This window comes from Tautonia rosea (genome assembly GCF_012958305.1).
Lineage (GTDB): Bacteria > Planctomycetota > Planctomycetia > Isosphaerales > Isosphaeraceae > Tautonia > Tautonia rosea.
Map to the genome: position 1 here is coordinate 475835 of NZ_JABBYO010000005.1, position 12433 is coordinate 488267.

The 12433-nt window shown below is 61.6% G+C and carries 12 protein-coding genes; 11 read left to right on the forward strand and 1 reads right to left on the reverse strand.

The genetic code is table 11. The features are described 5' to 3' along the window. Positions 1–119 precede the first annotated feature (119 nt). The gene (locus HG800_RS11540; RefSeq protein WP_169976761.1) at positions 120–1346 is read right to left on the reverse strand and encodes a DUF1573 domain-containing protein; all 1227 of its coding nucleotides are present in this window, start codon (positions 1344–1346) and stop codon (positions 120–122) included. Between the two features lie 551 nt (positions 1347–1897). On the opposite strand from HG800_RS11540, the gene HG800_RS11545 reads away from it, so the two are divergent. The 11 genes from HG800_RS11545 to HG800_RS11595 all read left to right on the forward strand — a co-directional run bounded on the left by HG800_RS11545 (position 1898) and on the right by HG800_RS11595 (position 12400). After that, positions 1898–2278, forward strand: a complete 381-nt coding sequence (locus HG800_RS11545) for an RNA recognition motif domain-containing protein (protein WP_169976762.1) — start codon at positions 1898–1900, stop codon at positions 2276–2278. Positions 2279–2388: 110 nt separating this feature from the next. Next, positions 2389–2661 (forward strand): NifU family protein, encoded by a 273-nt coding sequence (locus HG800_RS11550; protein WP_169976843.1) that lies wholly within the window; start codon positions 2389–2391, stop codon positions 2659–2661. A 151-nt stretch (positions 2662–2812) separates the two neighbouring features. Continuing rightward, positions 2813–3997: a radical SAM family heme chaperone HemW gene (gene hemW / locus HG800_RS11555; protein ID WP_169976763.1), complete on the forward strand. Its 1185-nt coding sequence runs from the start codon at positions 2813–2815 to the stop codon at positions 3995–3997. Between the two features lie 57 nt (positions 3998–4054). After that, entirely contained in the window at positions 4055–4495 is a 441-nt protein-coding gene (locus HG800_RS11560; protein WP_169976764.1) for a hypothetical protein, read from the forward strand. Between the two features lie 95 nt (positions 4496–4590). Beyond that, positions 4591–5847 (forward strand): DUF790 family protein, encoded by a 1257-nt coding sequence (locus HG800_RS11565; RefSeq protein WP_169976765.1) that lies wholly within the window; start codon positions 4591–4593, stop codon positions 5845–5847. Between the two features lie 10 nt (positions 5848–5857). Then, complete coding sequence (locus HG800_RS11570; protein ID WP_169976766.1) at positions 5858–6703, forward strand: metallophosphoesterase family protein; 846 nt, start codon at positions 5858–5860, stop codon at positions 6701–6703. A 221-nt stretch (positions 6704–6924) separates the two neighbouring features. Continuing rightward, positions 6925–8283, forward strand: coding sequence for a DUF1501 domain-containing protein (locus HG800_RS11575; RefSeq protein WP_169976767.1), 1359 nt, complete (start codon positions 6925–6927; stop codon positions 8281–8283). A gap of 199 nt (positions 8284–8482) precedes the next feature. After that, complete coding sequence (locus tag HG800_RS11580) at positions 8483–8881, forward strand: hypothetical protein (RefSeq protein ID WP_169976768.1); 399 nt, start codon at positions 8483–8485, stop codon at positions 8879–8881. Positions 8882–9052: 171 nt separating this feature from the next. Further along, the gene (locus tag HG800_RS11585; protein ID WP_169976769.1) at positions 9053–10135 is read left to right on the forward strand and encodes a twin-arginine translocation signal domain-containing protein; all 1083 of its coding nucleotides are present in this window, start codon (positions 9053–9055) and stop codon (positions 10133–10135) included. Between the two features lie 159 nt (positions 10136–10294). Continuing rightward, entirely contained in the window at positions 10295–11335 is a 1041-nt protein-coding gene (locus tag HG800_RS11590; protein WP_169976770.1) for a DUF1559 domain-containing protein, read from the forward strand. A gap of 12 nt (positions 11336–11347) precedes the next feature. Next, complete coding sequence (locus tag HG800_RS11595; protein ID WP_169976771.1) at positions 11348–12400, forward strand: extracellular solute-binding protein; 1053 nt, start codon at positions 11348–11350, stop codon at positions 12398–12400. Positions 12401–12433 lie beyond the last annotated feature (33 nt).

Here is a 12433-nt window from a genome sequence, read left to right on the forward strand (position 1 = left end):
TCTCGGTTCGTCGGATGCGAAAGAACGCCACTCCCCCTCCCGGGGAGCAATCGGCGCAAGCCTCAGCCCCCCTCGGGAAGAGTCATTTCCTATCGAGGGGGATCACCTCACCTCGAAACTTAGCCGCCCCGGACCAGGACCTCGACGGGAACCTTCACTTCTTCGGCCTGGGGGTGATCCGTTTCCAGGAGCAGAACGCCCTTGTGAATCCCAGGCCTGGCTCCCTGGGGAATGGTCACTTGCAGGCGATACTGCCGGAACTGGTCGGACGCGTTGACCTCGGAAACCGGCTCGACGGTCCCCTCGACAATCCCTTGAAGCGCATCAGGGACACGGACGGTGAACGTCGTTCGCTCATGGTTCCGCACGTTGAGCATGACCGTGACGGTCCGCCCTTGCTTGCGATCGACACCCGGCAGATAAAGACGTTCGGGCATGGCGGCAATCGGCCCGACAATTTGACCACCGATGGGCAACTCGACCATTGGACGAATTGGGTGGTCGGTCATGAGCGTAATCAGGTCGGAGAATCGCCCCAGCGGCAAGCCGGGCTTCAGGGTAACCGTGACCACGTAACCGGCAGTCACCTTCGGCAGTTCCTCCTCGTGATCATGGCCGGGAGGGGGGCCACCGGGACCATGGGAGTGGCCAAGGACCGACTCGAGACGGGCCTGGTTAAAGATTTCCAGCTCCTCGTCGGTCAGGGGTCGAACCTCGGGAACGACCACGCCGGGCCGAGAGCTGGTCGGGTTCGACTCGATCGAAAGCTCAGGATAGGTGGGCGAGAACACGATCGCAGACAAGGAACTTTCCTGGTCGCTCGGTGCCGCCGGAAAATCAAGCCGGGGCGGATCCACCACGACAGCCGGAGTGATCACCCCCTTGACCATGAAGCTTAAGGTCGGGTGATGCTCATAATCATTTGTAGCAAAACGAGCATAGGTGCTGAACTCTCCAATCTTGTCTCGCGTTTCCCAGGCAACGGCCAGGTCGACCTGTTCGCCGGGTTCGATTTCCAGAGTTTGCCCTTCCGTCAGTGACTGTTTGTCTTCTCCGTACGTGACCCCTGTGCACGTGCATGGTTTTTCGATGAAGCGCAACTGAAGCGTGCCTTCTCCTTCATTGCGAAGGGTCCAGGCACGATCTCCGCGATCCTGTTCGCTCATCAAACCAAAATCATGTGTAGGTTCGCCGTCGAAGACCAACTGGGGAGGTGGTCCCGTCTCTTCATCGAATCGTGAGGAGGGTACGGGGCCAGCCACGTCGGCAGGCAGGTAGCTGACAGCCAGCGGGATGGCCGCCGCCGCGACAACAATCAGCACGGCCAGAATGATCCAGCGGATCATGATCGAGCAGCTCCGTGGCGAGATAAAGATCAAGAAGAATAAGGCGGGCGACAGCGGCCCACTCGACGATTCCGAACGGGTCTGGATTGGGGCGGACAGTTGCCAATCACACGACATGAGGTCCGAGAAAGTTCGGAGGGTGTTCATGTCGGACGATTGGTCAGGGCTGCCAATCAGGTCGGACCGGACCGAAGTAGGACCCCAGCCATTTCCCTGTTGAATTGTAAAGGGCCGTTCGGAAGAGGGTCAAGCAGAGGGAGTCACATCCCGAAGCCCGAAAGTTTTTTCGAAAAGTCGCACGGCAATGGATTGACAGCGGTGATCGAAGGCGTTACTTCTTCAAATTGCCAACGTAGCGATCTCGCCTGCGATGGCATTTTTCGGGGAGTTTTCCCCGATTGGTCGGGAGGAACGTTGGATCGCGTTCGCGACGTCATGATCTCTCATTTCTTCCGTCCCTGTGTCAGGGTGCATCTCGCGGCTGGCACACTCCGATTTCCCATCTCCGTTTGCGCTCGGTGGAGTGCCTGAGTCAGACCCAGGCGAACGTCATGGCGAAGCGACTCTACGTCGGGAACCTAGCCTACACGGTCAACGATGCGGACCTGCTCGCCCTGTTCGAGCAATATGGTGCGGTCCGCTCCGCGCAGGTTCTGAAAGATCGTGAAACTAACCGGAGCCGTGGCTTCGGCTTCGTTGAAATGGATAACGATGACGAGGCCGACAACGCGATTTCCGCGCTGGACGGCCAGGACCACTCCGGTCGTCGCTTGACGGTGAATGAGGCCCGGCCTCGGACGCCCGGTGGCAACGGCGGCGGTGGTGGTGGCTACGGCCGTGGTGGTGGTGGCGGCGGCTATGGCGGCGGCGGCTACGGCGGCGGTGGCGGCTACGGTGGCGGCGGTGGTGGCGGCGGCTACGACCGCTATTGAGTCGACCCCGTACCGTTGGGTCGGGTCTGTCACCCTTGTTTGTGATGATCTGACCCCGTCCAGCTACAACCTTTCGGCGCCGTGGGTTTCGCGGAGGCCCATCCTTGACGATGGCAAACCCTGATCCCAGTCCCTCGATCGATCCTCTCTCGGAACTGCGAGGGAGGCTCGAAGCCGTGCTGGACCGTGACGTTCGTCCTGATCTCCGGGCCGATGGTGGCGAGATTGATGTGGTCGGCATCGACCCGGATCGGATTGTTCAAATCCGGCTTTCAGGTGCCTGTCAGGGCTGTTCGTCGGCTGCGATCGTCCTGGCGATGCAAATCGAGTCGGTTGTGAAGGCGCAAATTCCCGAGATCCGGTTCCTCGAACCGGTCCCTTGAGCGCTTCTCGTGCCCTTGATGATTGGTGCCGTTCCCAACGGATGAGCCCTTGTCGTCCGGAGTCGAGCATGCGATTCCAGGACGCAATGCCTCGAATCGTTCGTATTTTGATCCCTGGATCTCTGACGATCTGATCCGGTGCTCATCCGTCATGACCTTAGGTTCACAGAAAGCTCCGTCCGTCCAATCGAAGGGCGAGCCTCCCTGGCTCCGTCCGCGTTCGCTGTACGTCCACGTCCCGTTCTGTGCTCACAAGTGCGGATACTGTGACTTCGCATCACTCGCCGGGGTTGATGACCTGGCCGACCGTTACCTCGATGCGCTCGCTCAGGAGATGCGACGAGGGCTCAACGACCGGCCCAGCGTCGATACTATTTTCATCGGGGGAGGGACGCCAACCCGCCTTGATGCCCGGCAGTTGGAGCGGTTGTTGGCCCTCATTCAAGACCTGGTGGAATTGACCCCTAGTGGCGAGTGGACCGTGGAGGCCAACCCGGGAACCCTCGACGCGCAGAAGGTCCGGGTCCTGGCTGAAGGTGGGGTCAACCGAGTCAGCCTGGGAGCCCAGTCATTTCAACCGAGTTCGCTGAAGGCACTGGAGCGCAATCACCATCCGGAAGACGTTCCCCGAGCGGTCGAACTCATCCACCCCTGGTTCCAGCGTTGGTCGCTCGACTTGATCTTCGGAGCGCCGGGTTCCTCGCTTGGCCAGTGGAGCGATGACCTGGAACGGGCGATCGCCCTAGGCCCGTCGCATCTTTCCTGTTACGGTCTCGTTTACGAGAAAGGAACGTCGCTCTGGAAGCAGTGGAATGCTGGGGAAGTCCTGGCTGTGGCCGAGGAGGTTGAGCACGACATGTACGCCCTGACAATCGACCGGCTGTCGGATGCAGGGCTTCGTCACTATGAGATCTCCAACTTTGCCCGTCCAGGGCACGAGTCTCAGCACAACCTTGTCTACTGGGCCAACGACGCCTATTACGGCTTCGGGTTAGGGGCGACGAGGTACGTGGATGGGGTCCGATCGTCAAATACGAGGGATTTGCTCGCCTACCTTCGCCGGATCGAGAGCGGCCAGGAGGCCACGGGGCCAACTGAGCGACTCGGCTCGGAAGAACGTGCCAGGGAAACGGCCGTTCTGATGCTCCGAAGGCTCGAACTGGGGATTGATCGGCAGGATTTCCGACGGCGTTGCGGCCTCGACCTCGATGTCCTCTGTGGCGAATCACTCTCCCGCTCGGTCGCCCGAGGGTGGTTGATAGACGACGGCCGTCGGCTGAAACTCTCCAGAAGCGGTCTGTTCCTAGCAGATACAGTCATGAGCGATCTGCTCTGATCGAATCAGATCAGGAGGATCAGGATCTCGCGACTGTCCCAAGGAGGGGACTTCCCGATGGCTCGGATTGTCGTCGTGTCTGCCCTGCTTGTGTGGCTTTCCGGATGTGCCATGACGGGGCACCGGGAACCACTGGATGGTCGAGTGATCCCCTGCCCTTGCGAAGTCTCGGAACTTGCCGTGATCGCGGCGGAGCATCCTCAGGCGATCATCTCGCGAGACTCCGATCTGGCGACTGCTAAGTACCACCCTGGCGCCTTTGTGACGTATCGCGTGTTCGATCCGAGCACCGATGCGATCGCCGGGAATCAGTGTTCCTTTGATCGCAACGGCCGACTAATCGCGGCAGGCCCCGCCGCCGGGACGCCAGACTTCATTTCTCCCGAGCGGAGCGTTCTGGGACACTTTGTCGTCGATGTGCTTCCGTTCCATCGGTTCGGGTGGATGGAGTATCATCGAAGAGGCTGGGCGCCGGTATCGAGGGTGTCCTGCGATTGAATGGCCTCGGCCTGGTCGGCATCGTGCAACGGCTGGCTCGGTCAGGCGAACCGCGATGACGGCCCCGGGCTTCGCACCTTTCGAGACGTCTTTCGATGCTCACCGGCAACCTTGTCCGCGTCCGGGTCTCCAAGAATCGGGTCATCCCGCAGTATCTGGACCGCGACAACAGCTACTGGCTGGAGGTGGCCGAGAGTCTCCTGCTCATTTTTCGCGAAGGGGTCGGGATGACCCGGGGCGAGATCGCCTCGGAGATCGAGGCGGTGATCGGCAAGGGAATGGCGTCGCTCGTTCACCAGGGGTTAGCAAAGGTCCTGGAAGATCGTGCCGAGTTTGAAGTGGTGGCTGATGTGCCGCCCGACCTGCTCCGCGAAAAGGTCTTCACCGCAGCGGCCGAGCAACGCAAGCAGCTTGCTCACTCGTCGAAACCAGGTCTCCGCGACCCGTTTCGACGCGACGAGGTGCTGGACCTCGTGAGTCGTGAGATGGGGATTTCCACCGATCAGGTTGTCGCGGGGATGTTCGCCGACCTGAAGGATGAGAACCGGCTCTTGACGTTTGGCGACCTCTCGGCGATCGCTCTGATCGATCGCTACAACGTCGCGCTGGCTCAGGCGGTCTTGCTGCGATCAGTTCACCTCGAAGCCAATGTACGAGGCGAGAAACCGGCTCGATATCGCCAATTGTTCCGATTCTTGAAATTTCATCGGTTGCTCTATCAGGTCAAGGGGTCGATGACGGGGGGGTATACGTTCTACCTGGACGGCCCCCTGAGCCTGTTCATGGCGACGAACCGCTACGGCTTGCAGATGGCCCTGTTTCTGCCTGCCTTGTTGCGTTGTGCGGATTTCCGGGTCGATGCCGAGCTGCGCTGGGGACCGAAGCGCCAGCCAAGGACGTTTCACCTGGAGGCATCGGACGGGCTCGTATCGCATTACCAGGAGAGCGGCGAGTACATCCCGAGCGAGATCAAGGCGTTTCTGGACCGCTTTCGCCAGGTCGCCCCCGACTGGGAGGTGACCGAAACGACTGAGCTGATTGATCTGGGACGCGAAGGCGTGTGGGTTCCTGACTACAAATTCGTCCATCTTCCAACGGGAACGGACGTGATCGTCGAGATTCTGGGGTTCTGGAAACGATCGGCGCTGGACCGGCTGCTCAGGGTATTGCCGCATCATGGACCACCGCGCTACCTGCTGGCGATCTCTGACTCGATGAAGGTGGACGAAGGGGCGGCCAAGGACCTTGAGGGGCCAGTCCTGCGGTTCAAGGAAATCCCGAACGCCCGTGAGATGCTTGCATTACTCAAGGGGTTTCTTCCAGGGACGCAGCCTCGTTCGCTGATTGATTGAAGGGATCGGGATGAAACTGGCCTGGGCGACGGACATCCACCTGAATTTCGTGTCTGAGGAGGAGACCGCTCGGTTTTGCGAGACCGTCGCGCGGACCGGAGCCGATCGACTTCTGATTACCGGAGACATCGCCGAGTCGCTCGATCTCGGGCCGTTCCTCGGGTTCATGGCCGACCGGCTTGGCAGGCCGATTGACTTCGTGCTCGGGAACCACGACTTCTACGGAGGGCGCATTTCGGAGGTCCGGGCGGCGATGGCCGAAACAACACGGACGATCCCAACCCTGAACTGGCTGCCGGAATCGGGGGTGATCAACCTCGGATCTGGCGTGGCGCTGATCGGTCACGATGGCTGGGGAGACGGTCGACTGGGAAACTTCGCCGGCTCGACCATCCGCTTGAACGATTATCGGCTCATTGGAGAGCTGGCCGGGCTCGATCAGGCAAGGCTCGGGCAAACCCTCGGTCTCCTGGGAGATGAGGCAGCCGCCCACATCCGACGCACCTTGCCCAAAGCCCTCAAACAGTACGAGATGATCCTGGTTGCCACACACGTTCCACCGTTCCGGGAGGCATGTGTCTTCAAGGGAAGGATCGCCAACGACGAATGGATACCGCACTTTAGCTGTGCGGCCGTTGGGAAGGTCCTGGCAGAGATCATGGCTGATCATCCCGATCAGCGCGTGCTGGTTCTCTGTGGGCATGTGCATTCGAGCGGGATGGCCACGATCCGCCCCAATCTGGTCGTGCTCACCGGATCGGCCGAATATCGGCGCCCGGACGTCTTTCGCGTGTTCAACGTGCCCGACGACCTGAACTTCGTGTTCCGGGAAGCAGGAGACCCGCCTTCCGGTTGAGGAAATTCTTCAGAGCACCACGCGTTTGGAGGGAACAGACTGGATGCAAGGAGCCGTGGAGTCATTTCCCCAAGAATTTGGTGTCGATGGTTGACAGGCGAGGACAATAAAGGTTAAACATCTAAGATGAGACTCCCGGCGCGGTTCGAGGAGAACCTGCTGGGGACATGGGCCGAACGGTTCCACGGGCACGGCTCGCCAGAAGAAAGGACCGATTCCTGATGCTGACGATCTTCGGGCGGAAATCGGGCGGCTACTGTGACGGAGTCAGCCGTCGAGGATTCCTGAAAATTGGAGGGCTGGCCTTTGGGTCGAGCCTCATCACCTTGCCGGAGATTCTCCGTGCCGAGGAAGCCGGGCGGTTGGCGGGCAAGCCGTCGAAGCGACACAAGGCGGTCATCAATATCTTCCTGGCGGGTGGTCCTCCGCACCAGGACATGTGGGATCTGAAGCCCGAGGCTCCCGAAGAGATCCGAGGTGAATTCAAGCCGATTGAAACCAATGTTCCCGGCATTTTCGTCGGCGAGTCATTCCCGAAGCTCGCGGGAATGATGGATCGAGCGGCTCTGATCCGGTCGGTCGTCGGTGCGACCGGGCGTCATGACCTGTACCAGTGCAATGCCGGCTATAAATTCGATGACCAGCAGGCCATTGGCGGCTGGCCGAGCATCGGCTCCTTTGTCAGCAAGATGCACGGTCCGGTCGATCCGGCAGTGCCCCCGTTCGTCGGTCTGGCCGAAACGACTCGGCACGTCCCCTGGAGTGACGCCGGTGAGGCTGGGTTCCTCGGACCGGCCTACGCTCCGTTCAAGCCCGACGGCTCGGCCTTGCAAAACATGACGCTCAACGGCATCACCTCCGAGCGGCTGGCCGATCGTCGCAGCCTGCTCCGCAGTTTCGATCAACTGCGTCGCGATGTCGATGCGACCGGTGCGCTCGAAGGGGTTGATTCGGCGACCTCGCTCGCCTTCGACGTGCTAAGCTCCAGCAAGCTGGTCGATGCACTCGACCTGACTAAAGAAGACCCCCGCGTCCGGGACAAGTACGGCGACGGCAAGCCGTACAAGTATCAGTACGATGGCGCGCCGACCTGCAACGACCAGTTGCTGATGGCTCGTCGCCTCGTTGAGGCGGGGGTGCGCTGCGTGACCCTCAGCTACGGCCGATGGGACAGCCACGGGGCAAACTTCGACCTTGTTCGAGACCACGGCGCGAAGCTCGACCAGTGCCTCTCGGCGCTGGTCGAGGATCTGGAAGTGCGCGGGATGCTCGACGACACGGTGGTCATTGCCTGGGGCGAATTCGGCCGCACGCCGAAGATCAATGCGCAGGCTGGCCGGGACCACTGGCCGCAGGTCGGAGCTGCCTGGATCGCGGGCGGTGGGCTGAAGACCGGGCAGGTCATCGGTGCGACCAACCGGCTGGGTGAGCAGGCGGTCGAACGGCCTGTCCACTTCAAGGAAGTGCTCGCAACGCTGTACCACTGCCTTGGTATCGACGTGGATCGCGATACGGTGATCGACCCAGCGGGTCGGCCTCAGTATCCTGTCGATATGCCTGCCATCCGAGAGCTGATTTGAGCACGCTCTGAAAGCTCTGCTCAGCGAATAACCTCCGATCACACGAGACGAGTCGGCGAGCCCCTGGGGCTGCCGACTCGTTTTTTTTTCGAGTGTGAGGCGTTACCTGGCACCCCAGACGGCAATCATCACAGGAACAAGGAGACATGGCGTAAGCGGAGCACCAGACTGATCGTTCGCAAAATCCGGAGCCAGAGAGATGGAACCTCTCCGATCGCCTCGCAACCGCAAAGAATGGATCGATGAGATCAACTCCGTTCCCGTGACCACAAACGAGCGACTGGGACCGATTCTGTCGGGGCTGGGACTGGTCGGGTGGGTGCTGGTTGGCCTGATCTTGAGACTCATCTGGTCGAGTTATGATCAGGCAACGGACATTCTGCTCCTTCAACTCGTGACGAGCAGTCTTGCCTCGGTCCTGGTGCTGTTTGCAGGGGGAGCCGCGAGCGTGACCCTTTCGCTGGTTGGTGGGCTGATCTGTGGGACTCAACTCTTCGTCCGACACGTTGTGGACCACTGGACAATTATCGGCGTGGTTACGTCGATGATCGGTCTTTCGCCGATCGTGATTCTCGGGCTCAAGCTTCTCGGCGGGTGATTGGCGGCAAACGAAACGGCCTGCACCGCTGGGATCATCTCCCGGACCAATGGCCTGGTGATGCGGGCAGACCCTCCCGCAAGGCAAACGCGTCGGTTAGGATCGGACCGTCCGAGGCGGTTTCTGTTCGCAGCAACAGCGATGATCACCCAAGCCAGGGAGCTTTCGACAATGATCAGCCCGAATCCGTCCCGCCGATCATTTCTCAAAGTTGCAGGAGCCGCCGGTCTTTCCGCCGCGGCCGGAAGCGTCGCCCTTGGTCGGGACGACCAGTCGAGCAAGGAACGTCCCGTGGTCGGGACGGGGTCGCATCAATACGAGTGCATCCACGGCTGGGGAGAGGTTCCCGATCATATCAATTGGTTTGAAACCCATGGGGTTGCGGTGGATCGAGATGGCTTGATCTACATCACCCATCGGGCGGGAGGGGATCGGGCGTCTTCTCCCGAAATGGCGCAGGATACGATTGTCGTCTTCGATCCGGACGGAAAATTTGTCCGGTCGTTCGGGAAGGAATACCACGGCGGAGGCCATGGCATCGACATTCGTGAGGAAGACGGCCAGGAATACCTTTACCTTGCCTTTATGTTCCCGATCAACCTCGTCGTGAAGACGGACTTGAAGGGAGAGGTGGTCTGGGTCAAGGAAAAGCCCGAGGAGCCGGGTGTCTATGCCGATCCCGAGGCCCGGTTCAGCCCGACGAACGTGGCGTTCGCGCCGGACGGTGGCTTCTACGTCGGTGATGGCTATGGATCGAATTACATTCATCAATACGACAAGAAGGGTGAGTGGGTTCGGACGTGGGGCGGCACCGGTGAGGAAGCGGGAAAGATGCGCACCCCTCACGGCCTCTGGTTCGACGACCGTCCGGGGCGAGAGCCGGAATTGGTTGTGGCCGACCGTGCCAATGCGCGGCTCCAGTATTTCTCTCCCGAGGGGGAATTCCAGTCGATCCTCGATGAGGTCAGCTTCCCGGCTCACTTTGACATTCAAGGGGATTTGTTGCTGGTGCCCGATCTGCATGCTCGGGTCAGCCTGTTCGATCGTGAGAACAACGTAATCAGCCACCTGGGATACGACCCTGACTGGACCGCCGAGGTGCTCGACGGCTTTACGGTCCGCACCGAGCCAAATCGCTGGCGCCCGGGCCGCTTCGTCCACCCGCATGACGCCTGCTTCGACGCCGAGGGGAACATTTTCGTCGCGGAATGGGTCCGCACCGGGCGGGTTTCCAAGCTGCGTCGACTCTCCTGAACGCGTTGCGGTTGCTCCGCTTGCAACGAAGGCCGGTCCGGCCCCGCGCCGGGATCGGCCTTCTTGACCGAAGGAATTCATTGACACCATGGGCGACCTGGTTGAGACTGAGAATCAAGGTCCCACCAAGGAGCGCCAAACACACATGGGTCAGAATCGATGAATTCGCTGAATCGTCGCGGGTTTACCCTGATCGAGCTGCTGGTGGTCATCGTGATCATCGGCGTGCTGATCGCAATGCTCTTGCCCGCCGTGCAGGCGGCCCGGGAGGCCGCGAGGCGGATGCAGTGCACCAACAACCTGAAGCAACTTGGCCTGGCATTGCACAACTACGAGGGGACCCTCGGTGCTTTGCCGCCGACGCTGGTGATGACCGGGACGAGCCCGACCAGCATCACCTGGACCAACAGCATCGGCGCGCACTCGCGCATCCTGCCCTTCGCCGAGCAGGGCCCGATCTTCGAGGCGATCAATTTCGACATCGAGATGTATTCCCCCGCGAATCGGACCGCCACGTCAACGCGGATCGCCCTGTTCGTCTGCCCAAGCGAGACGGACCAGACGTTCGTCCACGAGCGCGGCGGCGAGATGAGCGTCTGCAATTACGGCTTCTGCCAGGGGGATTGGTTCAACTGGGCCGGCCCGGGCAGCACGCGGAAGAACCGCTCGGCGTTCGGCCCGAACCAGTCGCGCCGATGGTCGGAGTTCCGGGACGGCCTGAGCCAAACGCTGCTCATGTCGGAGGGGAAGGCCTACCAGGCGTACTACCGCGACTGCTCCTCGCGGATGTTGCAGAACATCTCCGGGCCCGACGACATCCCGCCCCCCGACGCCGATCCCTATACGGTCGCGCCGGAGTACCGAGGGGCGGGGGGCTGTGCGGCCCGCTTCGAGGGGCATTCCGAATGGCCCGAATCGGGCGTCCATCACGCCGGGTTCACGACCGCCTGGCCGCCAAACAAGCAGATCCGGGGCGGACCGAACAACGAGCACGAGGACCTTGATCTGAACAGCTTCCGGGAGAAGATGGGCGGCCCCTCCTACGCGGCCATCACCTCGCGGAGTTACCACCCCGGCGGGGTGAACTCCCTGTTCGCCGATGGGAGCGTGCGGTTCGTCAAGGAGACGATCAACGGCTTCACGTGGCGTGCCCTCGGCTCGGTCGCCGGTGGTGAAGTCGTCTCGGCGGATTCCTACTGAGGAGTGAGGTGCATGCACATCAGGACGACGACCCGGACCCTCCGCGAGGCGCTCTTGCTCGCGGCATTCGCGGGGCTTTGCGGTTGCGGCGGATTGACACCCGAGGGAGATTCTGACCGGGTGGTGATCTACGCCGCGCTCGACGAGGAATTCTCGAAGCCGATCCTCGAGGAATACGAGGCGGAGACGGGGGTCCGGGTCGATGCGAAATACGACGTCGAGAGCACGAAGACGGTCGGCCTCACCAACGCGATCATCGCCGAGGCCGACCGCCCCCGGGCCGACCTGTTCTGGAACAACGAGATCCTCAACACGCTCCGGCTCCATCGCCTCGGCCTGCTCGAATCGTTCGCCCCGGAGCACGCCGACGCCATCCCCGACCAGTACAAGGCCGACGACGGGACCTGGTACGGGTTTGCCGCGCGGGCCCGGGTCCTGATCGTGAACACGGACCTCGTGCCCGAATCGGATCGGCCGACCAGCATTCTTGACCTTGCCGATCCGAGGTGGAAGGGGAAGGCTGCCATCGCCAAGCCGCTCTTCGGCACCACCGCCTCGCACGCCGCCTGCCTGTTCGAGGCCTGGGGCGATGAGAAGGCGAAGCAGTATTTCCGCGACTTGAAGGCCAATGAGGTGGCGATCCCTTCCGGGAACAAGCAGGTGGCGCAGGATGTCGCCTCCGGCCGGTTTGCCTTCGGCCTGACCGACACGGACGACGCGATGGTGATGATCGAGCGACTTGGGGCCCCGGTCGCGATCGTCTACCCGGATCAGGACGAGGGCGGGCTCGGGACGCTCTTCATCCCGAACACGCTGGCGAGGATCAAGGGGTCGCCCCACGCCCCGGCCGCGGACGAGCTGGCGAGCGCGATCATCAGCCCGAAGGTCGAGGCCGCGCTCGCCGCGGGGCCGAGCGCCCAGATCCCGCTCCTCGAAACTACCGACGCCTCGGCCCGCGTCGAGACACCGAGGAGCATCAAGGCCATGACCGTCGACTTTGAGGCGGCGGCTGCTCGCTGGGATGAGGTGGCCCAATTCATCCGAGAGGAATTCGCCACCGATTAGACCCAGGTGATTGGCCCGCGAATTGCTCTGGAT

Coding starts and splice junctions, on each gene's coding strand:
- hemW (WP_169976763.1), top strand. CDS start 2,813: ATGACCTTAGGTTCACAGAAAGCTCCGTCCGTCCAATCGAAGGGCGAG.
- HG800_RS11595 (WP_169976771.1), top strand. CDS start 11,348: ATGCACATCAGGACGACGACCCGGACCCTCCGCGAGGCGCTCTTGCTC.
- HG800_RS11545 (WP_169976762.1), top strand. CDS start 1,898: ATGGCGAAGCGACTCTACGTCGGGAACCTAGCCTACACGGTCAACGAT.
- HG800_RS11585 (WP_169976769.1), top strand. CDS start 9,053: ATGATCAGCCCGAATCCGTCCCGCCGATCATTTCTCAAAGTTGCAGGA.
- HG800_RS11540 (WP_169976761.1), bottom strand. CDS start 1,346: ATGATCCGCTGGATCATTCTGGCCGTGCTGATTGTTGTCGCGGCGGCG.
- HG800_RS11560 (WP_169976764.1), top strand. CDS start 4,055: ATGGCTCGGATTGTCGTCGTGTCTGCCCTGCTTGTGTGGCTTTCCGGA.
- HG800_RS11575 (WP_169976767.1), top strand. CDS start 6,925: ATGCTGACGATCTTCGGGCGGAAATCGGGCGGCTACTGTGACGGAGTC.
- HG800_RS11565 (WP_169976765.1), top strand. CDS start 4,591: ATGCTCACCGGCAACCTTGTCCGCGTCCGGGTCTCCAAGAATCGGGTC.
- HG800_RS11550 (WP_169976843.1), top strand. CDS start 2,389: ATGGCAAACCCTGATCCCAGTCCCTCGATCGATCCTCTCTCGGAACTG.
- HG800_RS11570 (WP_169976766.1), top strand. CDS start 5,858: ATGAAACTGGCCTGGGCGACGGACATCCACCTGAATTTCGTGTCTGAG.
- HG800_RS11580 (WP_169976768.1), top strand. CDS start 8,483: ATGGAACCTCTCCGATCGCCTCGCAACCGCAAAGAATGGATCGATGAG.
- HG800_RS11590 (WP_169976770.1), top strand. CDS start 10,295: ATGAATTCGCTGAATCGTCGCGGGTTTACCCTGATCGAGCTGCTGGTG.